Annotated in this window: 20 protein-coding genes and 2 tRNA genes; 12 read left to right on the top strand and 10 right to left on the bottom strand. The window is 57.6% G+C overall.

The window, feature by feature from the left end; all coding sequences use genetic code 11:
• Positions 1-90: 90 nt before the first annotated feature.
• Positions 91-1,620: a cryptochrome/photolyase family protein gene (locus tag AC4IBF_RS07815; RefSeq protein WP_133294739.1), complete on the bottom strand. Its 1,530-nt coding sequence runs from the start codon at positions 1,618-1,620 to the stop codon at positions 91-93.
• A complete protein-coding gene (locus AC4IBF_RS07810) occupies positions 1,617-1,763 on the bottom strand; it encodes a DUF2256 domain-containing protein (protein ID WP_252093207.1) in 147 nt (48 codons plus the stop codon). The genes AC4IBF_RS07815 and AC4IBF_RS07810 overlap by 4 nt, the downstream gene beginning before the upstream one ends.
• A 215-nt stretch (positions 1,764-1,978) precedes the next feature.
• Between AC4IBF_RS07810 and mtfA the strand changes: the two genes are divergently transcribed.
• A complete protein-coding gene (gene mtfA, locus AC4IBF_RS07805; RefSeq protein WP_111966040.1) occupies positions 1,979-2,776 on the top strand; it encodes a DgsA anti-repressor MtfA in 798 nt (265 codons plus the stop codon).
• On the opposite strand, the gene AC4IBF_RS07800 is transcribed toward mtfA, so the two are convergent.
• The gene (locus AC4IBF_RS07800; protein ID WP_136195819.1) at positions 2,773-3,984 is read right to left on the bottom strand and encodes an MFS transporter; all 1,212 of its coding nucleotides are present in this window, start codon (positions 3,982-3,984) and stop codon (positions 2,773-2,775) included. The two genes, mtfA and AC4IBF_RS07800, sit on opposite strands and share 4 nt — an antisense overlap.
• Positions 3,985-4,122: 138 nt before the next feature.
• Between AC4IBF_RS07800 and AC4IBF_RS07795 the strand changes: the two genes are divergently transcribed.
• The 6 genes from AC4IBF_RS07795 to AC4IBF_RS07770 all read left to right on the top strand — a co-directional run bounded on the left by AC4IBF_RS07795 (position 4,123) and on the right by AC4IBF_RS07770 (position 12,329).
• A complete protein-coding gene (locus tag AC4IBF_RS07795; RefSeq protein ID WP_133294741.1) occupies positions 4,123-5,865 on the top strand; it encodes an IucA/IucC family protein in 1,743 nt (580 codons plus the stop codon).
• Positions 5,865-6,812: a GNAT family N-acetyltransferase gene (locus AC4IBF_RS07790; RefSeq protein WP_491463250.1), complete on the top strand. Its 948-nt coding sequence runs from the start codon at positions 5,865-5,867 to the stop codon at positions 6,810-6,812. The genes AC4IBF_RS07795 and AC4IBF_RS07790 overlap by 1 nt, the downstream gene beginning before the upstream one ends.
• Positions 6,809-8,551: an aerobactin synthase IucC gene (iucC, locus tag AC4IBF_RS07785; protein ID WP_491463249.1), complete on the top strand. Its 1,743-nt coding sequence runs from the start codon at positions 6,809-6,811 to the stop codon at positions 8,549-8,551. The genes AC4IBF_RS07790 and iucC overlap by 4 nt, the downstream gene beginning before the upstream one ends.
• Complete coding sequence (locus tag AC4IBF_RS07780; RefSeq protein ID WP_491463248.1) at positions 8,548-9,873, top strand: lysine N(6)-hydroxylase/L-ornithine N(5)-oxygenase family protein; 1,326 nt, start codon at positions 8,548-8,550, stop codon at positions 9,871-9,873. Before iucC ends, AC4IBF_RS07780 begins: the two co-directional genes overlap by 4 nt.
• 26 nt (positions 9,874-9,899) lie before the next feature.
• On the top strand, positions 9,900-12,089 hold the full coding sequence (locus tag AC4IBF_RS07775) for a TonB-dependent siderophore receptor (protein WP_491463247.1): 2,190 nt from the start codon (positions 9,900-9,902) through the stop codon (positions 12,087-12,089).
• Between the two features lie 164 nt (positions 12,090-12,253).
• A tRNA-Asn gene (locus AC4IBF_RS07770) sits at positions 12,254-12,329 on the top strand.
• Positions 12,330-12,520: 191 nt separating this feature from the next.
• Here AC4IBF_RS07770 and AC4IBF_RS07765 read toward each other — a convergent pair.
• The gene (locus tag AC4IBF_RS07765; protein ID WP_111966047.1) at positions 12,521-12,910 is read right to left on the bottom strand and encodes a RidA family protein; all 390 of its coding nucleotides are present in this window, start codon (positions 12,908-12,910) and stop codon (positions 12,521-12,523) included.
• Positions 12,911-13,051: 141 nt separating this feature from the next.
• Between AC4IBF_RS07765 and AC4IBF_RS07760 the strand changes: the two genes are divergently transcribed.
• On the top strand, positions 13,052-13,972 hold the full coding sequence (locus AC4IBF_RS07760; protein ID WP_133294745.1) for a LysR family transcriptional regulator: 921 nt from the start codon (positions 13,052-13,054) through the stop codon (positions 13,970-13,972).
• Positions 13,973-14,026: 54 nt separating this feature from the next.
• Here AC4IBF_RS07760 and cbl read toward each other — a convergent pair whose 3' ends face one another.
• The gene (cbl, locus tag AC4IBF_RS07755) at positions 14,027-14,977 is read right to left on the bottom strand and encodes an HTH-type transcriptional regulator Cbl (RefSeq protein ID WP_028013741.1); all 951 of its coding nucleotides are present in this window, start codon (positions 14,975-14,977) and stop codon (positions 14,027-14,029) included.
• Between the two features lie 96 nt (positions 14,978-15,073).
• Positions 15,074-15,991 (bottom strand): nitrogen assimilation transcriptional regulator NAC, encoded by a 918-nt coding sequence (nac, locus tag AC4IBF_RS07750; RefSeq protein ID WP_111966053.1) that lies wholly within the window; start codon positions 15,989-15,991, stop codon positions 15,074-15,076.
• A gap of 320 nt (positions 15,992-16,311) precedes the next feature.
• On the opposite strand from nac, the gene AC4IBF_RS07745 reads away from it, so the two are divergent.
• Positions 16,312-16,387 (top strand) — tRNA-Asn (locus AC4IBF_RS07745).
• Between the two features lie 117 nt (positions 16,388-16,504).
• Here AC4IBF_RS07745 and ldtA read toward each other — a convergent pair.
• The 3 genes from ldtA to AC4IBF_RS07730 form a co-directional block, all read right to left on the bottom strand.
• Positions 16,505-17,401, bottom strand: a complete 897-nt coding sequence (ldtA, locus tag AC4IBF_RS07740) for a L,D-transpeptidase (RefSeq protein ID WP_133294746.1) — start codon at positions 17,399-17,401, stop codon at positions 16,505-16,507.
• A 61-nt stretch (positions 17,402-17,462) separates the two neighbouring features.
• Positions 17,463-20,156 carry a cation-transporting P-type ATPase gene (locus AC4IBF_RS07735; protein WP_133294747.1) on the bottom strand — a complete coding sequence of 898 codons (2,694 nt, stop codon included), beginning with the start codon at positions 20,154-20,156 and terminating at the stop codon, positions 17,463-17,465.
• A gap of 47 nt (positions 20,157-20,203) precedes the next feature.
• A complete protein-coding gene (locus AC4IBF_RS07730; RefSeq protein WP_111966056.1) occupies positions 20,204-20,635 on the bottom strand; it encodes a universal stress protein in 432 nt (143 codons plus the stop codon).
• A 396-nt stretch (positions 20,636-21,031) separates the two neighbouring features.
• Here AC4IBF_RS07730 and AC4IBF_RS07725 point away from each other — a divergent pair, with 396 nt between their 5' ends.
• Genes AC4IBF_RS07725 through AC4IBF_RS07715 form a run of 3 tightly spaced genes read left to right on the top strand, consistent with a single transcriptional unit; the run spans position 21,032 to position 26,141 of the window.
• Positions 21,032-22,117, top strand: a complete 1,086-nt coding sequence (locus tag AC4IBF_RS07725) for an efflux RND transporter periplasmic adaptor subunit (protein ID WP_252093213.1) — start codon at positions 21,032-21,034, stop codon at positions 22,115-22,117.
• Positions 22,117-25,179, top strand: a complete 3,063-nt coding sequence (locus AC4IBF_RS07720) for an efflux RND transporter permease subunit (protein ID WP_252093214.1) — start codon at positions 22,117-22,119, stop codon at positions 25,177-25,179. The genes AC4IBF_RS07725 and AC4IBF_RS07720 overlap by 1 nt, the downstream gene beginning before the upstream one ends.
• Positions 25,176-26,141: an acyltransferase gene (locus tag AC4IBF_RS07715; RefSeq protein ID WP_133294749.1), complete on the top strand. Its 966-nt coding sequence runs from the start codon at positions 25,176-25,178 to the stop codon at positions 26,139-26,141. The genes AC4IBF_RS07720 and AC4IBF_RS07715 overlap by 4 nt, the downstream gene beginning before the upstream one ends.
• Here the strand turns inward: AC4IBF_RS07715 and pagP are convergent.
• Entirely contained in the window at positions 26,138-26,713 is a 576-nt protein-coding gene (gene pagP, locus AC4IBF_RS07710; RefSeq protein ID WP_045403108.1) for a lipid IV(A) palmitoyltransferase PagP, read from the bottom strand. The two genes, AC4IBF_RS07715 and pagP, sit on opposite strands and share 4 nt — an antisense overlap.
• Positions 26,714-26,752 lie beyond the last annotated feature (39 nt).

Raw genomic sequence — 26,752 nt, 5'->3', positions numbered from 1 at the left:
CGTCTGGATGTCCTGTCGGGGAATACGCAACAAAGTCAAAAATAATAGCGTCTTACTGAACCACCGCAACCTGTACGGCGATGAAATAGGTCAGAGGTCGTTGAGATGCAGGCGAACATACCCTGCACGATCGGCAATGGCCTGCCGCTCCTCTTCCTTCATGTCCGCAAGCTGTTTAAAGACAATGCCCAGGCGGGGATTGTTACCCAGACGCGCCTGATTGCGCGCAAAGAAATCCCAGTAAAGTGCATTAAAGGGGCACGCCAGCTCCCCAGTGCGCTGGTTATGTTGATACCGGCACCCCTGACAGTAATTACTCATCTTATGAATATATGACGCGCTCGAGACGTAGGGTTTACTCGCCAGTAACCCGCCATCGCCAAACTGGCTCATGCCGAGGGTGTTGGGCAGCTCCACCCATTCGAAGGCATCAATATAGACCCCCAGATACCATTCATGAACCGCCTGCGGCGACAGGCCGCTGAGCAGGCTAAAGTTGCCGATGACCATCAGGCGCTGGATATGGTGGGCGTAAGCCTCCGTGAGCGACTGCCCAATAGCATGTGACAGGCAGCGCATCTGCGTCCTGCCGGTCCAGAACCAGTCCGGCAGCGGAGCGTGCTGGTCTAAGGCATTCAGCTCCCGATAGCCCGGCATCTGCGACCAGTAGATCCCACGCACGTACTCCCGCCAGCCGAGAATTTGTCGGATAAACCCTTCAACGGCGGGCAGCGGCGCATGGCCCGAACGCCATGCCTGCTGGGCGGCTGCGACCACTTCCCGCGGATTAAGCATTTTAGCGTTCAGCGCGAATGAAATTAACGAGTGGAAAAGAAAAGGTTCCTCCGCGTGCATCGCGTCCTGCCAGGCGCCAAAATGGGGGAGCACGTGAGTGATAAATTCCTCAAGCCTGGCTTTGGCTTCCGAACGGTTAAGCGGCCAGCGAAAATTGTCGGCCTGCGGTTCGCCGAAGGTCTTTACCCCACAGCGTTGGATCTCCGCCCATAAGGCTGAATAATCGTGGCCGGGACGCGAGTCGCCCGGCGCGGGCGGCTCGCCGGACCAGCGCTTGCGATTTTCGGCATCGAAATTCCATTTACCTCCCTCCGGCTCGCCTTCTGATGTCAAAAGAATGCCGTGCTGACGACGCATTTCCCGGTAAAAGTACTCCATTCGCCAGCTTTTGCGTGAAGCAAAGAACGCGCTGACCTGTTCCCGCGTGGTGAAAAAATGCTCGCTGCTGACGCAGGCCGTTTCAACGGAGGCCGTCTTCGCCCACGCCTGCAGCTGCGTATCCAGACGCCATTCGTCGGGCTCCTGCCATATCACCCTACCCGCGCTGTAATGCGCGACAAGCGCGTTGAGATTGTCTTCAAGCGCGCCGCGGTTTGAGCCGTCAGAGAGCCGGACATACCTCATCCGATGCCCCTTCTCCTTTAATGCAGAGGCAAACGCGCGCATGGCGGCGAAGATAGCGATAACTTTCTGGGCGTGATGAAGCACATAGGCGGTTTCGGCCCGGAGTTCCAGCATCACGTAAATGACGTTCGGACTGCAGGTATCAAACCAGCTGTGATGCGGATTAAGCTGATCGCCCAGGATCAGACGCAGCTCGGTCAACGGTGGCTCCTGCGACAGCGCTCGGAACAGTATTTAACCTCATTCCAGCATTTAGCCCATTTCTTGCGCCACGTCATGGGTCGCTGGCAGTGCACACACAGCCGACTGGGCATGTCCTGCTTGTTACCTTTAAAATCGCTCATCTTTTCAATACCGTACTGATTTCTTCACTGAACCTGTGGATGAAGGCTACGACAGACTTCACAAAATGAAGGTGATGCCCGCAAACCGCTACCCACCGCTACGTACGAATGATAGTTTATTCAGGCTGGAATTGTCGCAGTGCGCGATTTTCTGGCATCTTAACCGAACCTGACTTTCCCATTTTTGTTCAAGTAACGAGTTTGCGAGCAAAGCGATGATAAAGTGGCCCTGGAAAACGAATGAAGCTGGCCGGGATATGGCGCTGCCATGGAATGACGCGCTGACAATCCCTGTTCTGGCTAATCTTAAGCCGGATGAACAAGCGAAACTGGTTCAGCTTGCGGATCGTTTTTTACAGCAAAAACGCCTGGTTCCACTGCAGGGTTTCGAGCTCGATCCGCTTAAAAACGCCCGCATCGCCCTGCTTTTCTGTCTTCCGGTGCTTGAGCTCGGCATTGAGTGGCTGGACGGTTTCCACGAAGTGCTTATCTATCCCGCACCTTTCGTGGTGGATGACGAATGGCAGGACGATATCGGGCTGGTGCACAACCAGCGCGTGGTGCAGTCCGGACAAAGCTGGCAGCAGGGGCCGATTATTCTGAACTGGCTCGACATTCAGGACTCGTTCGACGCCTCCGGTTTTAACCTGATTATCCATGAGGTAGCCCACAAGCTGGATACCCGCAACGGCGATCGCGCCAGCGGCGTTCCATTTATCCCGCTTCGCGAAGTGGCGGGCTGGGAGCACGATCTGCACGCGGCGATGGATAACATCCAGGATGAAATAGACCTGGTCGGCGAAAGCGCGGCCAGCATTGACGCCTATGCGGCAACCGACCCGGCCGAGTGCTTTGCGGTGCTCTCGGAGTATTTCTTCAGCGCGCCCGAGCTCTTCGCGCCCCGTTTCCCGGCGCTGTGGCAGCGTTTCTGCCAGTTTTATCAGCAGGATCCCCTGCAGCGTCTGCGGCAAAATGAGGAGTCTGGCGGCCATTCCTCCCGCCAGATCCATTAAGGTTTTTCAGCAGGGGGACGCTCGGTTGACCGTACCCCTATGCTCAACGCTAAAAACAGCAATGCCATTCCCCATGCGGCTACCGTTAAAGACTGCTCGCCGTAAAAACGCGTCACCACGGGCACCAGCAGCGCGCTGACGCCGTAGCCTAACGTGTGGCTGGTGGCGATAACGCCCGCCCCTTTCCCGGTGGTCAGCCTGTCGTTAAGCAGCAGCTGGTAGCCCGGCGTGGCCATCGCCGCCCCGAGTGACGTGATAACAATCCCCACGTAGAACAGCGCTAAACCGGCGACAGTCATCAGCCCTAGTCCTGCCACCATCAACACCGCCGCGATGCAGAGCAACGTCATCGGGGTGAAATGCTGCGGGCGGACCACCAGAAACTGTGCCGCGAGCGTGGCCAGCGCGGCAAGGCTCAGCAGAAACGCGACATGATGGCTGATCTCCCGGGCGTTGCCGTCCAGCAACGGGCTAAGATGCGGCGACAGGCCAAGCTGCATCAGGCTCACCAGCGCCGCCAGCAGCAGCGCCAGCAGCAGGAACGGCAGCATGGAGGCCTGCAGACGGGTTGCCTGGTGAGCTACCGGCGGCAGCGGCGGATCAGCGACTTCGCGAAGCACCAGCAGCAGAGCGATAAGCGGCGCAACCGCCATCAGCCAGAGCGGCGCCACCGGATTAACGCTGAGCATCAGCGCCGCCAGCGGCGGGCCGAGTAAACGCCCGCAGCTGAGGCCGGAGCTTATCGTCGCCAGCGCGGCCATTCTTTTCTCCAGTCCCGCACGCTGAATTGCCCACGTCTGGGCTGCAGGCACCAGCCCCGAGACCGTCAGTCCGTAGAGCAGGCGCGAGAATATAAGCCCCGCCAGCCCCCAGACCGTATCCAGCCTTCCGGCCGCCATCGCCCAGACCATCAGCGCCATCACTACAAAACTGGCCAGATAGCCGCCCAGCGAGGCGAGCATCACGTACTTACACCCCTTTCGCTCGCTTTGACGCCCCCACCAGGGCGATGCGGGTAAAAAAAGCATGGATCCAAACATCAACAGTCCGGCCCAGACCGAGAGCGACAGCCCGGTCAGGTTCACCAGCTGCGGGAGCATCACCAGCAGGCCGTTTTGCCCGACACCTAATAAACCCGCACATAACGCCAGGGGCCAGTTGGCTTTTGAGGTGACGTTTTCGGTCAATATTTCAGAGTCAGCGCGCATGAGAATGTGAACATAGTGTCAATAAATGTGTGGAAATTATGAAATTTATGAAAACAAATATTGCAAAAATGGTTGCGAGTGTAAACAGAATGAATATCATAACGAGAATTATTATCAATCATGGAATGAGGTACATCTATGCGTGCTCTGCTCCGCGCCGCCGGTACAGACGTTGCAGCCCAGTGTTTTTTAAACGCCCTGTTGCGCGAAACGAAGGACTGGCGCTATCTCCCCGCTACCGATGCGGATGCGCTATCTGAGATCCATATCCCGCTTTCCCAAACCCAGGCGCTTCGGGTACCGGTACGCTATTTCTCTCCCACCCAGCACCATCAATACCGTTTCCCGGCAACGCTGATTCATAGCAAGAGTGATAACGGTGACGCCGTCACATTCTCTCAACTGGTTGATTTAATTATTGAAAAACCGTCCGTAAAAGGCTCGCTGGATGCCGATACGCTGGCGCGTTTTAAGCAGCGCGTTCTCGAAAGCCATGTCCACACCTGGCAGGCGATTGATTTACGCCACGGCTGGGCAACCCTGCGCGATAAGCCGCTGACGTTTGCCGACGCGGAACAGGCGCTGCTGGTCGGCCATGCGTTTCACCCGGCACCGAAGTCGCACGAGCCGTTCAACGAAACCGAGGCGCGTCGCTACCTGCCTGATTTCGCCTCCCGCTTCCCGCTGCGCTGGTTTGCCGTTGAGAGCACACTCGTTGCCGGCGACAGCCTGAACGTCTCCCTGCGTGAACGTCTGCTGCGCTTTGCGGCCCAGAGCGCGCCCGAGCTGCTCGGCCACTTCACCGACACCCGTTGGCTGCTGCCGATGCACCCGTGGCAGGCCGACTATCTGCTGGAGCAGGACTGGTGCCAGCGTCTGGCGGAAGACGGTTCACTGCAGGACCTGGGTGAAGCGGGCGCACAGTGGCTGCCCACCAGCTCCTCCCGCTCGCTGTACAGCGAGACCAACAGCGACATGATTAAGTTCTCCCTCAGCGTGCGCCTGACCAACTCCGTGCGCACGCTGTCGGTGAAAGAGGTGAAGCGCGGCATGCGCCTGGCGCGTCTGGCAAAAACGGAACGCTGGCAGGAATTACAGGCGCGCTACCCGACCATGCGCGTGATGCAGGAAGACGGCTGGGCGGGCCTGCGCGATGACAGGGGCGTCATTCAGGAAGAGAGCCTGATGGCTCTGCGCGTTAATCTGCTGTTCGATACGCCAGACACCCAGACCAACGTGCTGGTGAGCCTGACGCAGGCCGCGCCGGACGGCGGTGACAGCCTGCTCGCTGCGGCGGTGCGCCGTCTGAGCCAGCGTCTTGATTTATCGCTCGCTCAGGCCGCCCGCTGCTGGCTGGACGCCTACTGCGACCGCGTATTGCTTCCGCTGTTCAGCGCCGAGGCGGACTACGGTCTGGTCCTGCTGGCGCACCAGCAAAATATCCTCGTTGAGATGCAGCAGGATTTCCCGGTCGGGCTGATCTATCGCGACTGCCAGGGCAGCGCGTGGACCGAAAGCGCCGACGCGTGGCTGAAAGAAGCTGGCGAAACTGAGGTGGAAAACCGCTTTGGCGAGAGCCAGCTGCTGCGCTACTTCCCTTACTACCTGCTGCTGAACTCTACCCTTGCCGTTACCGCCGCCCTTGCTGCCGCCGGTTTTGACAGCGAGGAGAGCCTGATGTCCCGGGTGCGCGACGCGCTGGCGGAACTGCGCCGCACGGCGAAGCAGACCCGCTGCCTCGACTACGTGCTCGACAGCCCGACCTGGAACTGCAAAGGCAACTTCTTCTGCTACCTGCACGATCGCAATGAAAACACCATCGCCGATCCGGCGGTGATCTATTTCGACTTTAGCAACCCGTTCTACAAGGAGAAGGCGTGATGGCTATCGCGAATATCGTCCATTCCGGCTACGGCTTTCACTGCACCGCAACGGATCGCACCCTGCCGCTGGCGTTGGGTCTCGACGGCAGCGCGGTGCTGGAGCGTCTGAAGGGGATCCCGGACGGCTGGTTGATGGAAGCTCTGGATCAGCTGTTTGTGGCCGCCCCCGCGCTGACCGGCATTACGTTACCGTGGGCGGACTGGCAGGATGAACCACAGGCTCGGGCGCTGTTTGGCCTGGCCCACGGAGATTATCTGGCGCGCGATGCCTTCTGGCAGTTGCCGCTGTGGCTGAAAGGCGAACGGCATCAGGCGAGCGGCGGAATGCAGTTTGACGAGAGCCGTCAACTGTACTTCCCGCTGCGCCCTCACCGCCCGCAGGGCGAAGTGTATCGCCGTTACGATCCGCAGATTAAGCGCACCCTCAGCTTCCGCGTGGCCGACGTGGCGCTGGACGGCGAACGTTTTACCCGCTGGATGAACAACCCGCGCGTGAACGCCTTCTGGGAGATGGCGGGCCCGCAGGCCGAGCAGGAAAACTACCTGCGCCGTCAGCTCGACTCGACCTACTGCTACCCGGTTATCGGCTGCTTCGACGACCAGCCGTTCGGCTATTTTGAACTCTACTGGGCGGCGGAAGACCGCATTGGCCGCCACTACCGCTGGCAGCCGTTTGACCGCGGGCTGCACATGCTGGTGGGCGAAGAGAACTGGCGCGGTGCGCAGTATATCCGCAGCTGGCTGCGCGGTCTGAGCCACTACCTGTATCTGGATGAACCGCGCACCACGCGGATTGTCGCCGAGCCGCGCTTCGATAACCAGCGCCTGTTCCGCCATCTGGACTCTGCCGGTTTCGACACGGTGAAAGAGTTCGACTTCCCGCATAAACGCTCGCGCCTCATTATGAGCCAGCGTCACCGCTTCTTCAGCGAGGTGGGCCTGTGAACGCGCTCTGGGAAAAAGTGAACCGCGAGATGGTGGCGAAGATCCTCGCCGAGCTGGAGTATGAACGCACCCTGCGCGCCGAGCCGCTTGCGCCTGACGCCTGGCGCATCACCATGGGCAACGAGTCCTGGCAGTTTTGCGCCACGCGCGGGATCTGGGGCTGGTTGCATATCGACCCGAACAGCCTGATCGCCGCCAGCGGTGCCGCCGTGGAGGCGGAGCGCGCGCTGCTGCAGCTGGCGAAGGTGCTGGAGATGAGTGACGCGCAGACGGCGGAGCACATGGAAGATCTCTACGCCACGCTGCGCGGCGACATACAGCTGCTGCAGGCGCGTGACGCGCTGGACGCGGACGCGCTGATCCACCTCGACCCGGACGAATTACAGTGCCTGATGCGCGGTCACCCGAAGTTTATTTTCAACAAAGGTCGCCGCGGCTGGGGTCTGGACGCGCTGCGTCAGTACGCGCCTGAGTATCGCGGACGTTTTCGTCTGCACTGGGTTGCCGTTCAGCGGGAGCATCTGGTCTGGAGCAGCGACGCCGATTGCGATATCAGCGCCCTGCTGGCCAGCGCCATGGACAACGCCGAGCGCGCCCGCTTTGACGCCCGCTGGCAGGCGCTGGGTCTCAACGACGGCTGGCTGCCGGTGCCGCTGCACCCGTGGCAGTGGCAGCAGAAGATCGCCATTCATTTCCTGGCGCAGCTGGCACGCGGTGAGATGGTTGAGCTGGGCGAGTTTGGCGATGAGTACCTGGCGCAGCAGTCCCTGCGCACGCTCACCAACGCCAGCCGTCGCGCGCCGTTTGACATCAAGCTCCCGCTGACGATCTACAACACCTCCTGCTATCGCGGTATTCCGGGCAAATACATTGCCGCCGGGCCGCTGGCCTCGCGCTGGCTGCAGCAGCAGTTCGCCAGCGACGCCACGCTTGCCCGCTCTGGCGCGAAGGTGCTGGGTGAGCCCGCTGCTGGATACCTGTCGCACCCGGGCTATGCGGCGCTGCCGAAAGCGCCCTATCGCTATCAGGAGATGCTGGGCGTGATCTGGCGGGAAAACCCGTCCTGCTATCTGCAGGACGGCGAACAGGCGGTGCTGCTGGCGGCGCTAATGGAAACCGACAACGCCGGGTGTGCGCTGATCGACGCGTGGATCAGTCGCTCCGGGTTAAGCGCCGACGCATGGCTGGAAAAGCTGTTTGAGGCATCGGTGATCCCGTTCTATCACCTGCTCTGCCGCTACGGCGTGGCGCTGATCGCCCACGGCCAGAACGTGACGCTGGTGATGAAGGACTATATCCCGCAGCGCATCCTGCTGAAGGATTTCCAGGGCGATATGCGCCTGGTGGATGAAGATTTCCCTCAGGCCCAGAGCCTGCCGGAACAGGTGAAGGCCGTCACGGCGCGCCTGAGCGCGGATTACATCATTCACGATCTGCAAACCGGCAACTTTGTGACGGTGCTGCGTTTTATCTCACGCCTCACGCTGCAAAGCGGCGTCAGCGAAACGCGTTTCTATCAGATCCTCGCCGGGGTTCTGCACCGCTATATGGCCGCGCACCCCGAGCTTGCCGATCGCTTCGCGAAGTTCGACCTGTTTAAGCCGCAGATTATTCGCGTGATCCTCAACCCGGTCAAACTGACCTTCTCCGAACACGACGGCGGCAGTCGCATGCTGCCGAACTACGTCACCGATCTTGATAACCCTCTTTTTCTGGCCTCCCGGGAGTCAGCGCAATGAAAACCTATGATTTCATCGGCATTGGTATCGGCCCGTTTAACCTCAGCATCGCCGCGCTGGCGGAAGGGCTGGACGGCTTTAGCTCGCTGTTTCTTGAGCGCAAACCGCACTTCTCCTGGCACCCGGGGATGATGGTGCCGGACTGCCACATGCAGACCAGCTTCCTGAAGGATCTGGTCAGCGCCGTTGAGCCGACCAACCGCCACAGCTTCCTGAACTACCTGGTGCAGCGCAAAAAGTTCTATCGCTTCCTGACCACCGAGCAGCGCACCGTCTCCCGCGAAGAGTTTGCGGACTACCTGTGCTGGGCGGCAGACAACCTCACCAACCTTGCCTTCAGCCAGCAGGTGCAGCAGGTGAACTTTGATGAGAAAAGCGGCCTGTTTGAGGTGGTGACCCAGCGCGACCGCTTCCTGGCGCGCCACGTCTGCGTGGGGATTGGCAAACAGATTAACCTGCCGGACTGCGTTACGACACAGGACGATACCTGCTTCCACGCCAGCGAGATGATGCTGCGCACGCCGGATCTCACCGGCAAACGCGTCACCGTCGTCGGCGGCGGCCAGAGCGGCGCCGACCTGTTCCTGAATATTTTCCGTGGCGAATGGGGCCAGCCGCTGAGCCTGAACTGGGTCTCGCGCCGCAACAACTACAACGCGCTGGATGAAGCCGCCTTTGCTAACGAGTATTTCACGCCGGAGTACGTGGACAGCTTCTCTACGCTCGGTGAAGAGGCGCGTCGTCAGATGCTGCACGAGCAGAAAATGACCTCCGACGGCATCACCACCGAGTCCCTGCTGGCGATTTACCGCGCCATGTACCACCGCTTTGAAGTGCTGCGTGAAAAACCCTGGGCGCACCTGATGCCGTCCCGCTCGGTGACGGCCCTGACGCGCCTGGAAAACGGCCAGCGCCTGAGCATAAAGCATCATCTCGACGGCGGCCGCGAGCAGCTGGAGAGCGACGTGACGATCTTCGCCACCGGCTATCGCGCCGTGCAGCCTGCGTTCCTCGCGCCGCTGTCTCACCGCCTGCATCTGGATACGGACGAAGCCTTCTGCATCAACAACGATTTCACCCTCGAATGGGATGGCCCGCAGAGCAACCGCCTGTTCGCCGTGAATGCCGGGATGCACCGTCTCGGCATTGCCGAACCCCAGCTCAGCCTGATGGCCTGGCGTGCGGCGCGAATTTTGAATCGCGCGCACGGCGACGAGCCGTTTGAGCTGGCTACCACCCCTGGCGTTATCCACTGGCGAAGCACCACCAGCCCGGAGAACAGTCAGGTTTTTAAATCCTTAGCAAAAACCACCGAGTACTGACACACACAATCAGGGTCAACATAACAATGAAACGTTCTCATCTTTGGGTTTTAAATCCTTGCTTGCTTGCAATGCTTTCTACCTCTGCGTGGGCGGAAGAACAAAAGGAAGAAAATATCGTGGTCTCCGCCAGCCGCGCGCACCGCAGCGTGGCGGAGATGGCGCAGACTACCTGGGTCATTGAACGGGCTGAAATTGAACAGCAGGTTCAGGGCGGGAAAGAGATTAAAGAGGTGCTGGCACAGCTGATCCCGGGCATGGACGTCAGCAGCCAGGGCCGTACCAACTACGGCATGAACCTGCGCGGCCGCTCCATGATGGTGATGGTGGACGGCGTTCGCCTGAACTCGTCCCGCAGCGACAGCCGCCAGCTGGACTCTATCGATCCGTTCAACATTGACCGTATCGAAGTGATCTCCGGCGCCACGTCACTCTACGGCGGCGGCAGCACCGGTGGCCTGGTGAACATCGTCACCAAAAAGGGCCAGCCGGAGACCGAGGTCGAGTTTCAGACCGGGACAAAGAGCGGCTTTAACAGCCATAACGACCACGATGAGAACGTGTCGGGAGCGGTCAGCGGCGGCAACGATAACGCTTCCGGTCGTCTGTCGGTGTCGTATCAGCGCTACGGCGGCTGGTATGACGGCAACGGCAACGAGGTGATCATCGATAACACCCAGACCGGATTACAGTATTCTGACCGTATTGACGTGATGGGCACAGGCACCATTAACATCGACGATCACCAGCAGCTGCAGCTGACGACCCAGTACTACAAGAGCGAGTCCGACGGTAAGCATGGTCTGTATCTCGGGAAGAACTTCTCGGCGGTCACGGGGGATGCGACCGCGTACAACAAAGGTAATCTGGATTCTGACCGCGTACCGGGTACCGAGCGCCATCTGATCAACCTGCAGTATTCCAATACCGACTTCTGGGGCCAGGATCTTGTTGCGCAGATTTATTATCGCGACGAGAGCCTGACCTACTATCCGTTCCCGACCCTGACCAAAGGCGTGGTGAGCAGCATCGGCGCGTCGCAGCAGAAAACCGATTTTTACGGCGGCAAGCTGACGCTGAACAGCAAGCCGGTGGACGATTTAACGCTGACCTGGGGTGTGGATGCCGACCACGAAACCTTCGACGCCAACCAGCAGTTCTTTAACCTGAGCAAGGCCGCGGCGAGCGGCGGCATGGAGCTGGATAACGCCTACAACGTGGGCCGCTACCCGGGCTACAGCATCACCAACCTCGCCCCGTTCCTGCAGGCCAGCTACGATATTGACGCCATCACCCTGAGCGGCGGCGTGCGCTACCAGTACACCGAGAACAAGGTAGACGATTTTGTCGGTTACACCCAGCAGCAGGCCATCGCCACCGGGAAAGCAGCCTCCGCCGACGCGGTGCCGGGCGGTAAAACCGATTACAACAACTTCCTGTTTAACGCCGGGATCCTCGGTCGCCTGACCGAACAGCAGCAGCTGTGGTTTAACTTCTCCCAGGGCTTCGAAATTCCGGACCTGGCGAAGTACTACGGCTCCGGCACCTATCAGCTCAGCAACGGTCACTATCGCCTGCTGAACAGCGTCAATGTCAACGACTCGACGCTGGACGGTATCAAGGTCAACGCTTATGAGCTGGGCTGGCGCTACACCGGGGATAACCTGCGCACCCAGGTCGCGGCATATTACTCGCTCTCGGATAAAACCATCACCATCAACAAGACGGATATGACCATCAACCTGGAAGACGACAAGCGTCGTATCTACGGGGTGGAAGGTCAGGTGGACTATTTCTTCACCGACAGCGACTGGAGCACGGGCGCGAACTTTAACGCCATCAAGTCAGAAACCCGCGAAAACGGGAAATGGGAGAAGCTGACTGTTGACAGCGCCAGCCCGTCGAAAGCCAGCGCGTGGGTCAACTGGGCGCCGGGCGACTGGACCCTGCGCGTGCAGAGCACGCAGACCTTTGACGTGTCAGACTCCGACAGCAAGAAGATTGATGGCTATAACACGGTCGACTTCCTGGGCAGCTACGCCCTGCCGGTGGGTAAGGTCAGCTTCAGCGTGGAAAACCTGCTGGACAAAGACTACACCACCGCCTGGGGCCAGCGCGCGCCGGGGCTGTATAGCCCAACCTACGGTGCACCGGGTCTGTATACCTATAAAGGCCGTGGACGGACGTTTGGTCTGAACTACTCCGTACTGTTCTAATCCTGCGCGCCGCCTGCGGGCGGCGCATTTCGCTGTGTAATTTCAACGCAAATTTACTATAAAATCAGCGATTTGCTGAAATTGTCGGCAAACGAACAAAAAGCGCGTTTTCACCCTTTGACAAGGCGAACTGAGGTCGCTACTATGCGCCTCGTTCACACGATTCCTCTGTAGTTCAGTCGGTAGAACGGCGGACTGTTAATCCGTATGTCACTGGTTCGAGTCCAGTCAGAGGAGCCAAATTTGAAAAGCCTGCTTTTGAAGCAGGCTTTTTGCTTTTCTGCGTCCGGAAATTTGTCGGGTGGCGGCTTCGCCTTACCCGGCCCAGGGGACCCTGGGGCACGGTAAGCGCAGCGCCTCCGGGCAATAAACCGCTGCTCTCATCATTTTTCCTCTGTCTTATTTTCGACTGGCGGAAAGACCAGTAATACTCAGGGCAGCCTGGCAATCACCTTAATTTCAAACTGGAACCCGTACAGCCACGTCACGCCGACCCCGGTCAGCGTAGGGTAAGGCGCTTCCCCCCAATATTCTGGCAGGATACTCCAGATTGCGTCGAGGTTTGACTCGGGATCGACGACAAAGAGGGTCACGTCAACCACGTCATCGAACGTGCAGCCCGCAGCCGCGAGGACAGCAATAAGATTATCGAAGGCCAGCCTGACCTGCGCTTTCAGATCGGGCTCAGGCGAACCATCCTCGCGGCTACCCACCTGCCCCGAAACAAACAGGAAACCGTTGGATTTGATGGCCGGTGAATACCGATTGCGCTCATAGAGCGCCTGGCGTCCGAGGGGAAAAACAGCTTCGCGTGTTGTCATGTTTGTACCTTTGAAATAGGGCGAAATCAGCCCGTTGAACATAAAGACACTTTACAGGTGCAGGTTCGGGCGGATAAACAAGCGACTTTGTCCATCATTGTTTGTAATATCCAAACAATCGGTGAAAAGAGAGGACAAGGGATGGATCGTTTCGACGCGATGCGCGCCTTTGCTCGCGTGGTGGAGGCAGGTAGCTTCACAAAGGCTGCCCAAACGCTTCATATGAGCAAAACTACAGTGACGCAGCTCATTCAGCAGCTCGAAGCGCGCCTGCGCGTCAAATTGCTCCATCGCACCACCCGCAGGCTCGGCGTTACTCCTGATGGCGCGGTCTACTACGAGCGCGTCATCCGCCTGCTGGCGGACATGGAAGATGCTGAAAACAGCCTGTCCAGTGCGACGATGACGCCCAGGGGACGCCTGCGGGTAGATGTGCCGACTCCTCTCGCCCGCCTGGTGCTGGTGCCCGCGCTACCGGCTTTTCACGCACGCTACCCTGAAATCCAGTTCGACATGGGCGTGAGTGACCGGGTGGTGGATCTGATCGGCGACAACGTGGATTGTGTCGTGCGGGGCGGCGAAATCAACGACCAGTCCCTGATCGCACGCCATGTCGGTGATTTGCAAATCGGTATTTACGTCGCACCGAGCTATGTGGAACGCCTCGGCGCCCCTGCGCACCCGCGAGAGCTGGAAAATACCGACCATCGCATAGTGGGATTCTTATCCTCACGCACCGGTAAGATTGATCCTCTGGTACTGCACGATGAGAGTGAACATATTGAAATCACGGGCAACTATGTACTTGCCGTGGATGATGGCAACGCCTACCTCGAAGCTGGGCTAGCGGGATTGGGCGTGATTGCGCTGCCGGTCTATATGGCGGCAGCACATCAGTCTCGCGGTGCCTTGATTCCGCTATTTGAACGCTGGCGTATTGCTCCAATGCCCCTGTACCTGGCATTTCCGCCGAACCGCCATGTCAACGCCAGACTGCGTGTTTTTATTGACTGGATCGTTGAGTTGATGCAGCAGCATATCCCCACTACTTACAACAAGTGACGACATCCCTGCCCTCTGATTCGGTCAGCGCAGCGCTGCCGGGCAAGCCAGCAGCTATATCTGATAATCAATCGCCACTTCTTCCGGCTCCATGACCTGACGTTTAATCTCATCCACCGACAGCCCGGCATTGCACAGCTCGATAAAGCGCCACACATAGTTGCGCTGCAGCTGCCCGCGCTTCAGGCCAAGCCATACGGTGTTGGCGTCAAACAGATGACGCGTATCAAGACGCACCAGGTTACCGTCTTCGCGTTCTCCGCTGGACTGTTCCGCCACCAGACCAATGCCCAGACCCAGCTCGACGTAGGTTTTGATCACATCAGAATCCTGCGCGCTCAGCACGATGTCCGGCGTTAACCCTTTACGGTTGAAGGCTTCATCAATACGCGAGCGTCCGGTGATCCCCTGGCGGTAGGTAATGAGCGGCCATTTCGCAATGTCTTCCAGCGTCAGGGGAGAGACCTGATTGAGCGGATGATCGACCGGGAGTAATAAGCTGTGGTACCAGCGGAACCAGGGGAACGCCACCAGCAGCGGGTCGTTGCTCAGGCGTTCGCTGGCTATGCCGATATCCGCCCCACCGTTTTGCAGCAGCACTTCAATTTCCTGCGGCGTGCCCTGAATAAGCTCCAGACGGACATCAGGGAAAAGTTCGCGGAACGCTTTAATCACCGGCGGCAGGCTGTAGCGCGCCTGGGTGTGGGTAGTGGCAATAGTGAGCACGCCCGAGGCGTCGTTAGTGAAGAGATCCGCCAGACGACGCACGTTGCTGGCCTCGTTGAGGATCCGCTCTGCGATGGTGAGCAAAGCCTTACCCGGCTCCGTCATGCCGAGCAGCCGCTTGCCGCGACGGATAAAGATTTCTATGCCCAGTTCCTCTTCCAGCTCGCGGATATGGCGGCTGACGCCGGACTGGGAGGTATAAAGCATATTGGCGACCTCGGTCAGGTTGTAGTCCCGCCTGGCCGCCTCACGGATAATTTTAAGTTGCTGGAAATTCACGATTCACTCCGGCGCATCTGACATAGCTCTATTGTTAGAGTCTGCCGCGCTGCAGAACAAATAATAAAAACCAGCATCTTATGCTTTTATGGAATATCAGCTCACGAGCTGGAGTTCACGGTTCTCAAGCGACGGCTTGCTGACCAGCGACATTAAAATTTCTTTTACCGCCTGCGCCTGCGGCGACAGCGAACCGCGAGCAGACATGTTCAGCGACAGCGGCAGGCTCATGGAAGGCGTGGTGATCCGCGCCATCCAGCCGTTTGCCGCGCTGCACAGCGAGCGGGCTGCGGATTCCGGCAGCACGGTCACCCCCATCCCGCTGGCAATGGCCGCGGTGAGCGTGGAGATTGAGTCAATTTCACCGATGATTTTGGCCGTCAGGCGGCGCAGGGAGAACGCTTCGTCCACGCGCACGCGCACGGCGCTGTAGTCGCGCGGCAGATAGAGGTTCATCTCTGCCACGGCGGTAAGGTCTACGCTCTGACCCGGACAGTCGCGGGTGCCCACGAGGTAGAGATCTTCTTTCAGCAGCGGCTGGCTGGTGATCCCGGCGACCGGGGAGCGATCGTAAAGAACCGCCATATCTAACTGGCCGTTGAGCAGTTTTTCATTCAGTACGGAACCGCTGTTTTCGTGCAGATAGACCAGAACTTCAGGCAGCTCGGCGCGGACGGCCTGCAGCAGCGGCATGGTAATAGAGGACGCGGCCGTTCCCGGCGCCAGGCCGATAGAAACGTGCCCGCTCAGTGTCTGGCCTACGTTGTTCACCGCCAGCTGCGCCTGTTCACACTGACGAAGAATGGTGCGCGCGTGGGTATAGAGGATTTTGCCTGCTTCCGTTGGCGTAACGCCGCGTTTGGTACGAATCAGTAGCTGCTGATCCATCTCGCCTTCCAGAGTAGCCACCTGCTGGCTCAGCGCAGGCTGCGCGATATGCAGCACTTCTGCCGCTTGAGTCAGGCTGCCGATATCGACGATTTTTACGAAGTATTTCAGTCGTCTTAAGTTCATTTTGCCCCCTGTTCGAAATGCTGTGCCGGAACCGGCTGTCGTTGTTGAACAGGTTTTGCAATATGAATGCCACTTTTACCAGGCGGTCTGAATTGGGCGCTAAGCGCCTGAAAATAAGGAAACCTAATCATGGAGGGGGGTTTTATTACCGAAACAGCAGTTTATGATCTGCCCCATTAGGGGTATACCCGCACCATGACGGTGCATTCCGCTGCCAAAAACATCACTTTGCCGATTTTGTCAGCAAACGATCAAAAGGCGTAGATCCACCCTTTGACAAGGCGAACGCAGGTCGATAATATGCGCCCCGTTCACACGATTCCTCTGTAGTTCAGTCGGTAGAACGGCGGACTGTTAATCCGTATGTCACTGGTTCGAGTCCAGTCAGAGGAGCCAAATTTGAAAAGCCTGCTTTTGAAGCAGGCTTTTTGCTTTCCTGCGTCGGGTAAAATTGTCGGGTGGCGGCTTCGCCTTACCCGCCCTACGGGACTCGTGTGTCCCCGCACTATGCCTTTACATGCCAAGCTTCACCGGCATCCCGGACCGCCGTTCCAGTTCGGCTCCTGCCCCCTCGTTTATCAGCTGCGTCCGCTGCGCGGCGGAGATGGGCAGCGGCACTTTCCGGGTCGATTCAAATTCCGCGCGGTTGCGTGATAATGGCTCGTGAACTTCCACCCAGCGGCTGCCGTCCGGCTCGGTGGTGACTTTAACCGGCCTGTCGATAAGCTGCACGCGGGTTCCTACGGGAACGTTATCGAAAAGGTATTTGATGTCGTTATTGCGCAGACGGATACAGCCCTGGCTCACCCGCAGCCCGATGCCGAAATTCGAGTTTGTGCCGTGAATGGCATACAGCCTGCCAATATAAATCGCATACAGGCCCATCGGGTTATCCGGCCCGGCGGGTACGAATGCCGGAAGCGTTTTCCCTTCTGCCGCATAGGCACGGCGCGTGTTCGGCGTCGGAGACCAGGTTGGCCCCTCCTGCTTACGCTCAACGGCCGTCACCCAGTTACGCGGAGTTTCGCGTCCGGCCTGACCGATACCGATGGGCAGTACTTCAACGGTATTGCCGCCTGGCGGATAATAGTAGAGACGCATTTCCGCGGCATTCACGATAATGCCCTCGCGGACGGTGTCGGGCAGAATCAGCTGCTGAGGGATCGTCAGCCGGGTGCCGGATTTAGGCAAAAAAGGATCTACGCCCGGGTTTGCTTCCAGCAGGTTGCTCAGCCCCTGCCCGTACTGCGCGGCAAAGGCTTCCAGAGGCAGCTTGTTACCTTCAGGAACGGTGATGATAATCGGGGTTCCCACCAGACGACTGCCTTCCGGCGGTAGGGTATAGGTTACGGCAAACGCGCCGGGTATAGCGGCACACAGCGCAAGGACGAACCAGGTCAGTCGCATCATAATTTCCTGTGCTCAAAAAAGAGAAAGCCCGGGCTCAGGCAGGCTTTCTCAGTTTACGCTATTACGCTTCGGTTTTGCGCCACCTGCGCGTCAGCACTTTCTCCGCCTCGACAATAAGGAACATCACAAAACCAATCAGCAAGGTGATGACCCAGTAGCGGAACGGCAGCGCTTCGGTGCCAAACAGCATCTGCATGAACGGTGCGTAGATGATAAGAAGCTGTAGCGCCAGCAGTACGCCGCTCACGATCCAAATCCCTTTATTCGCCAGCAGGCCTTTGCTCAGCGAGAAGCCATCATTAACGCGGCAGTTAAGCATGTAGAACCACTGCGCGGTCACCAGGGTTTGCAGCAGCACGGTACGGATAAATTCCGCCGAATAGCCGCGCGGCTGTAGCCACGCTTCCAGCACGAAGGCGCTAATGGCAATCATCAGACCGACAAACACCACGCGCCAGATGGCATAGCCATCCATCACATGCAGATTCGCCTTACGCGGTGGGCGGTTCATGATGTCCTTCTCACCCGCTTCAAACGCCAGGCCAAACGACAGCGTTGCCGACGTCGCCATGTTCATCCACAGGATCAGGACCGGGGTGAGCGGGATCAGGTTCCCCGCCAGCAGCGCGATGATGATCAGCAGGGCCTGCGCGATGTTGCTCGGGATAACGAACAGAATGGTTTTTTTCAGGTTATCGTAAACCCGACGTCCCTCGTGCACCGCACTGGCAATGGTGGCAAAGTTGTCATCCGTTAACACCATGTCGGCGGCTTCCTTGGTGACTTCCGTCCCCTTAATCCCCATGGCGATACCCACATCCGCCCGCTTGAGCGCCGGGGCATCATTTACGCCATCCCCGGTCATGCCCACCACTTCCTGTTTACTTTGCAGGGCCTGCACGAGGCGGAATTTATCCTCCGGGCTGGTTCGGGCGAAAATATCGTACTGCTGCGCGGCGTCGCTCAGCTGACGATCGTCCATTGCCTCCAGCTCGCGTCCGGTGATAGCGCTTGCGGCGTTACCAATCCCCAACATTTGCCCGATGCTCATGGCCGTTTGCGGGTGGTCGCCGGTGATCATTTTCACGCGGATCCCGGCCTGCAGACAGTCGGCAATCGCGGTAATGGCCTCCGGACGCGGCGGATCCATCATTCCTGCAATACCCAGCAGGATCACGCCATCATGGAGGTCCGGGTGATCCAGCTCGCGCTGCCCCTCGCGGGCAGGTTTCCAGGCCGCAGCTACCATACGCAACCCTTCCCGGGCATACTCTTCAATCTTTCCTTCCCAGTAAGGCTGATCGAAAGGCTGCAGTCCGTCATTCGTCTGCTGGTACTGGCAGAGGCGGAACAGGACGTCCGGCGCGCCGGTGATTAAAATCGCCTCTTCTTCGCCCAGCCGGTACAGGGTGGACATGTATTTATACTGCGAATCAAACGGGATTTTACTGCGCATTTCGGTATCAAGCGGTGGAAGCGGAATTTTCGCCGCCAGCACCTTCAGCGCGCCCTCGGTCGGACCGCCGGTGATTTTCCACAGCCCCTGCTCGTCTTTGATCAGCTGGCTGTCATTGCAAAGGTCGATTGTACGCAGGTAGCGTTCCAGCAGGGAACCCTGCGTCACGCTGACGGGCGTCGGGTCATCTACGGGGTGAATATTCCCCACCGGTTCGTAGCTGTCGCCCTCCACGCGATAGGTCGTGTCAGCGGTAATCACCGCTTTGACCGTCATTTCATTCATCGTCAGGGTGCCGGTTTTATCCGAGCAGATGACCGTCATCGCACCCAGCGTTTCCACCGTAGGCAGCTTGCGAATGATGGCCTTGCGTCGCGCCATGGCCTGTACGCCAAGCGAAAGGATGATGGAAATGATGGCCGGCAGGCCTTCCGGCACGGCGGCAACGGCGAGGCTGATAAGCGACAGCACCAGTTCAGAAACCGGCATATCCCGGAACAGGAGGCTAAAGACAAACAGCGCCACCATCATCACCAGGATAGTAATAAAGATGGTTTTACCGAGCTTATCCATCTGCACCATCAGCGGCGTGCGGTGCTTTTCAATGTCGGACATCATCTGATTGATGTGGCCAAGCTCGGTCTCGCCCCCGGTTGCCACCACCACGCCTTTACCGCCGCCGGAGCTAACGGTGGTGCCTGAGTAGAGCAGATTATACCGGTCACCTAACGGCAGTTCCCCGCTTAACGCATCGCTGTTTTTCTCAACAACGGTGGATTCGCCGGTCAGGATGGCCTCCTCCACGCGAAGGTTATGCGCTTCAATCACGCGCAGGTCCGCAGGGATACGATCCCCGGCACGGATCACCACGATATCTCCCGGCACCAGCGCCGTGGTGGGGATCGTTTCATGATTCCCCTGTCGTACCACCACGGCTTCGCTGGAGAGCATATTGCGAATGCTCTGCAACGATTTTTCAGCATTGCTCTCCTGGATATGGCCAATCAGCGCGTTAATGATGGCAACCCCAAGGATCACAAACATGTCTACCCAGTGGCCCATGAAGAGCTTAAGCAACGCGGCCACCAGCAGAACGTAAATTAATACATCGTTAAAATGCGCCAGGAAGCGCAGCCAGGCGGGTTTGCCCTTTTTTTGCGGCAACGCATTCTCACCATGCTGCTGAAGTCGGGCTGATGCCTCAGTGCCGCTAAGTCCTTCCAGAGTGGAGTGGATATTCGACAGGGTTTCGTCAACGGTTTGTTGATAATACGGACGTTCAGGTTTTCCTGTTTTCATCGTTCCTTCCTCAGGTTCTATTCAGAAATCACCTTGCTTTCATGTAATTAACGAATAACGAAAACAGGAACATGGGCGTAACGGACAATACTTGCCGCCTCCGAACCTAACAAATGGGTTTGAATATTGGGATTTCGAGAGCCGACAATAATCGCGCCAGCAGCAAGTTCATCCGCCAGCTTAATAACCTCATCACGAACATTTCCGCTACGAACATGGAGATGAACACGATCTTCCGGCAGATTCAATTTTTTGACCAGGTCAGACAGTTTTTCTTTCGAATTATTAATCATATATTCATCCATCTTGCGCGCATCTGAAATAAAACCGCGCGTCAGTTCGGCTGAAAATTTGGGCATGACGTGCAGTAAATGAATGTCACCCGATGCGCTTTGCGCCAGAAACTGTGCATGCTGCAACGCTTTATCCGCCAGGCTTGTCTCGTAGACATCCACCGGAACGAGAATGTTTTTATACATATCGAGCATCCTTTTTATAACCAACACGAGAGTGAATGAAGCAAAAAAACGCATTAAATGCAGGGGGTTGCCCTTAATGCCAGTTACGGTAAAAAGAGATGGATGATATTAAACGTAGCACAGGAATATCAGGTTTAGCGCTTGCCCACTGATAATGGTTATTTAACATTTATCTTTTCGCAGACTATGCTCATAGTCAGCCACCGCTTCCGGCTCATGGAGGAATTTATGTATGGTTTAAGCCTGATCCGCCTGGGTATGTTTATCGCGCTTGCTATTATCGCCAGCACGGCGATTGGTTTATTTACCTATATGGTCGTCACTGTTCTGGCTGAATAGTGTCACCCCTGTCCAGGTTATGGAATAAATAAAACAGTTATTTATTAGGGGAATACAGTGAACCGCTACCTCTCTCTTTTACCGTTCGTTTTGTTAACGCTCACGGCGTGCGACCCGAAACCCAAGCAAGCATCCCCCCTGCCCAGGATGGTAAAAGTGGCGGAGGTGACGGTTCCCGGTCACGCCCAGCAGCGCGTTTTCCCCGCCCGCATTGAATCGGGCGATGCCACAGACCTTTCCTTCAAGCGCGCAGGCCAAATTGAAGCGCTCGATGTGCGTCAGGGCGCAGTCATCAAGCAGGGTCAACAGCTTGCAAGATTGAATGCCCGTGAAGCCCAGCAACGGGTTAATGACAGACAAACGGCGGCGAAGCTGGCCCAGAGGCAATTCGATCGCTTCCAGACGCTGGCGGGCCGCCAGGCGATTTCGAAAGCAGAAATGGACGTGCAGCGCGCGAACCGCGATTCGGCGAATGCGGCGCTACAAATTGCCCGAGAAGAGCTGAATCAGATGACGCTCGTCGCCCCCTTCAGTGGGACGGTGGCCAGCGTACATGTCCGAAACCATCAGGTGGTGTCAGCCGGTCAGCCCATCGCGACGTTAACCCGCACCGACCTGCTGGACGTTGTGTTTAGTATTCCTGAGAACCTGTTTAAGACCTTTGATATTCGCAACGCGCAGTATCGCCCCGTGGTGAGAATTAACGCCATTCCGGATCGGGAATTTACCGCCGTCTACAAAGAGCACTCGGGCAGCAGCGACAGCAATACCCTGACCTGGCAGGTGATACTGACCATGCCGCGACCAGATGATTTTCCCGCCGTCGGTGGCGTAAGCGGTACGGTGACCATCAATTTAACCAACCTCCCTGCTGGCGCAGGCGCTCAGGCGCTGGTCGTACCGGTTGAGGCCGTCTTTAACCCGGACAACAGCCCGCGCAATGAGCCGCACGTCTGGGTCGTGGCAGGAGAAGGCGACGCGCTCCATCTTGAAGACCGCAAGGTCAGCGTAGGTCAAGTGAGTAGCGAAGGCGTAACGATCGTCAGCGGACTTAAAGCGGGCGAACGCGTGGTTGCCGCAGGCGTTGGGGAACTCCATGCTAACCAGCCGGTGCGTATCTGGACGCGTGAACGGGGACTGTAATGGATATTTCTCGTCAATTTATTAATAACCCCGTACGCGTCTGGCTAACGATTCTGCTGCTGGGCATCGGGGGTATTTTCGCCCTGTTAAATATCGGCAGGCTGGAAGATCCCGCCTTTACCATCAAAACCGCAGTGGTGGTCACCCACTACCCCGGCGCATCCGCTCAGCAGGTTGAAGAAGAGGTGACGCTTCCGCTGGAGAATGCCCTCCAGCAGCTGCCTTATCTGGACAACGTGAGCTCCATCTCTTCAAACGGTCTGTCGCAAATCACCGTTAACATTGCGTCACGCTATCACTCGAACGAACTGCCGCAGATTTGGGATGAACTGCGCCGCCGCGTTGGCGACGCCTCGCGTCAGTTCCCGCCCGGCGTCGTCACGCCCTTTGTAAATGACGATTTCGGCGACGTATTCGGCTTCTTCTTCGCCATTTCCGGGGATGAATTCAGTAATCCTGAACTGGTGAGATATGCGGAACAGCTGCGCCGCGAGTTAATTCTGGTTCCCGGGGTTGCGAAGGTCGCCATCGGCGGGGCCATTAGCCAGCAGGTCAACATCGATATCTCTCTGACCAAAATGGCCGCGCGCGGCATTACGCTGAACCAGCTTTCCGCTCTGCTCAGCAGACTTAACGTCGTTTCCAGCGCCGGAGAAATCACCTCCGGCAGCGAATCCATTCGTCTGCACCCGACCGGTGAATTCGAGAATCTTGATGAACTGGCTGATCTCATCATCACGCCTTCCGGCACCGGGGCGGCGACGCGTCTGCGGGACATCGCCACGCTGTCGCGCGGGCTAAACGAATCGCCGGCCAGTATCTACCATGCCAACGGCAAAAAAGCCGTCACCATGGGCGTCTCGTTTATTCCCGGCGTGAATGTGATCGACGTGGGCCACGCGCTGGAGGCGAAGCTAAACCAGATGTCGGCGGAAAAACCGGCAGGCATACAGATAGCCCTGTTTTACGATCAGGCAGCCGAAGTGGGCCACTCTGTTAACGGTTTTATTATTAACTTTCTGATGGCGCTGGCGATCGTCATCGGCGTGCTGCTGATCTTTATGGGGGTGCGCAGCGGGATAATCATCGCGGTTTCTCTGGCCCTTAACGTGCTGGGTACGCTGCTGATTATGTATCTGTGTGGCATTGAGCTGCAGCGGATCTCGCTCGGGGCGCTGATTATTGCCCTCAGCATGCTGGTGGATAACGCCATCGTGATTGTCGAAGGGGTGTTGATTGCCCGGCAGCAGGGCTCACCGCTGTTAACCGCCGTTAACACTATCATCCGCCGCTCCGCCCTGCCGCTGCTGGGGGCGACGGTGATCGCCATCCTGGCGTTTGCGCCTATCGGGCTGTCGCAGGATTCAACCGGGGAATACTGTAAATCCCTTTTCCAGGTGCTGCTGATTTCCCTGATGCTGAGCTGGTTTTCGGCGCTCACCCTCACCCCGGTGCTGATTAAGTGGTGGTTGTTTAAAAACGACAGCGCGCCGGACAACGCCGACGAGTCAGATCCTTACGACAAACGTCTCTACCGCCTCTACCAGCGCCTGCTTAACACGCTGCTGCACCATAAGGCACCGACGCTGGTAGTGATGGCCGCCCTGCTGGCCGCGTCTGTCTGGGGGTTTGGCGCGGTGCGGCAAAACTTTTTCCCGTCGTCCAATACGCCGATTTTCTTTGTCGACCTGTGGTTACCCTACGGGACCGATATCAAATGGACCGAGAAAATGACCGGCGATATTGAGAAAACCATCACGGGCCAGCCCGGCGTGGAAACCACCGTCTCTACCATCGGTCAGGGGAGCATGCGCTTTATTCTGACCTACAGCGGACAGCGGCAGTACAGCAACTACGCGCAGATCATGGTGCGCATGGATGACCAGCGCAACATCTCCGCTCTGACGCGCTACGTGGATGAGTACATCGCGCGAAACTACCCGCAGGTCAACGCCAGCACGAAGCGGGTGATGTTTGGACCCTCCGGCGACAGCGCCATTGAAGTGCGTATTAAAGGCCCGGATCCTGACAGGCTGCGCCTGATTGCCAGCCAGGTGGACGATATTCTGGCGCGCGACCCGGCCACGGGGAGCGTCCGAAACGACTGGCAAAACCGCAGCAAAGTGATCCGTCCGCAGTACGTCGCCGCGCTGGGACGCGAGCTTGGCGTGGATAAGCAGGACGTCGACAACGCGCTGGAAATGAATTTCTCCGGCAGCCGAGCGGGGTTGTATCGGGAAGGCAGCGACCTGCTGCCCGTGGTGGTGAGGCCCCCGGAAAGCGAAAGGCTGGATGCCAGCCACCTGAACAACGTGCTGGTGTGGAGCCAGGCGCGGCAGCAGTATATCCCGCTGAGTAACGTCGTCAGCAGCTTCTCGCTGGAGTGGGAAGATCCGCTCATCCTTCGACGCGACCGCTCGCGGGTACTGACGGTTCAGACGGACCCGGACCCGCTGAGCCAGCAAACCTCCGGCGATATTCTCGCCCGCGTCAAGCCGCAAGTGGATGCCCTTACCCTGCCACATGGCTACAGCATCGAGTGGGGAGGCGATGCGGAAAACTCCAGCGAAGCGCAGCAAGGACTATTCACAACGCTGCCCCTCGGGTATCTGGTGATGTTTGTCATAACGGTGCTGATGTTCAGCTCTGTAAAAAATGCCGTCGCAATCTGGCTGACCGTACCGCTGGCGCTGATTGGCGTCACGCCAGGATTTTTAATTACCGGGATTCCCTTTGGCTTTATGGCGCTGATAGGTCTGCTGAGCCTGAGCGGAATGCTCATCCGCAACGGCATCGTGCTGGTGGAAGAGATTGAACAGCAGAAAATGCAAAAGGATCAGCACAGCGCGATCGTTTATGCCGCCACCTCGCGCCTGCGCCCTATCCTGCTCACCGCGTTCACTACCGTACTTGGCCTGGCTCCGCTACTGCTGGATGTTTTCTTCCAGAGCATGGCCGTTGTGATTATGTTTGGACTGGGGTTTGCTACAATCCTGACGCTGCTGGTACTCCCCGTGATCTACGCGTGTTTCCATCGTAAGGACGAAGCCAAACAACAATGAATGCGACAGGGCTGAACATTATCAAGACGCTGGGCTGTATGACGGCGGTGACCTTCTTTACCATCTACAACACCTGGGATCATTATGATTATGACTATCACTGGATCCTGGGGTTTTTAACCTTTATCTCGACGATTGCCACACCGCTGTTTTTTGTGGTGTCGGGCTATCTCGACGGACAATCGCGGCACGGCACGCGCTGGCAGCTGGGTAAAATTAAAAGTCTGGTGATTGTTTTTCTGTTCTGGATAACGATCTACTACCTGTGGGAACCTTATCAGCGCGGGTATTTAATCCAGCCCTGGTTCGTGTTCGCCTTTGTCGTAATTTACACCTTCCACCCGGTGGTTGAGTGGCTTAGCCAGCGAAGAGCGCTGTTCAGCGGCGTAATTGCTGCCCTGCTGTTCTTTTCTTACGGCTACGATCTGCTATCGGCGCTTTATCCTGAAACGCACGTCCTTTCTCTTTCACCGCAGTATCGGCTGTGGACGTGGCTGCTGTTTTATCTGACGGGGCAACTTTTCTGCGACCCTAAAATCGCCGAGTGGATAAGCCGCAAAAATGTAGTCAGGGCGGCGGTTATCGCCATCCCGTTTATCTATCTTTTCACCTGGTTTTACGAGCGCCACTTCTTTTTTGCCCTGTTTAAGGCCGACAGAAACGCCTTTATTCTCACCGGCTCGCAGATCTACATCCTGATTATTGCCCTGGTGATTGCGGCGAACGGCGTGCGCTTTCGCCGCAATGCTGAGTTCAAGGAGTCCATTCTGGCCGCCATCAGCAAAACGATGACCGGCGTATATATTGTGCACTACTCGGTGTTTCATCTGCTGACGGCGCTGATACCGGTGACCTCTCTCGGAATGAAGCTGGCGCTGATTGTGCTTACGTTCGTCACCTCTGTTCTCTTCTCCATGCTGGTATTGTCTAACGCCGTGGCAAAAAAGGTGATCACCCTTTAAAAGCCTAAGCGCAGCCAGGCAAAAAGCACGTTGCCGTTGTTATAGGTTCCAGGAATATAGGTGAACTGGACGGTAACGCGCTTGTAGCCGGCAGAGAACAGCGGGAAGATAAACGGTAGCGGGACATAGTTTGCAAAATCATCTCGCGCCGTGATGCCCGCTGCAGCACCGAGCCCAAGGCGGAAATCTTTGGCATTATCCAGATACCAGCCCTTCTCCCAGCCATAGCCCATCGCGGGCTGCCATTCGTTGTGCGAGTCCTTGAACATCATCGCGAAAAGCGCGCTCCAGTTGCCCTCTTCGTTATAGCGGGAAACGCCCAGGCCACCGCCCCACGGCATTTCGTTGTACTTATCGGTTTTTTCTTTGTCGTACATAAAGCGAGCGTGCCAGCTCAGAAACGGCAGGTACAGATCGTAACGTTGAGGCTGCTCCCAGGTTTGCGAAATATCGTCCGTCAGCGCGTTCCACCAGCCGCTGATACGCTGTTCACCATAGACGTTGGGCTCCGCATGAAGCGGTGCGACGAATAAAAACAGAATCATCCAGAATGCCGAAAAGGTGCGTTGCATCGTTATTCCCTCAGCTTAACTCACGCGCGGTCACTATTA

It is taken from the genome of Enterobacter sp. Taxon_8 (genome assembly GCF_058354585.1).
The sequence above is the reverse complement of the archived record's forward strand: the minus strand, read 5'-3'. Positions and strand labels throughout refer to the sequence as shown.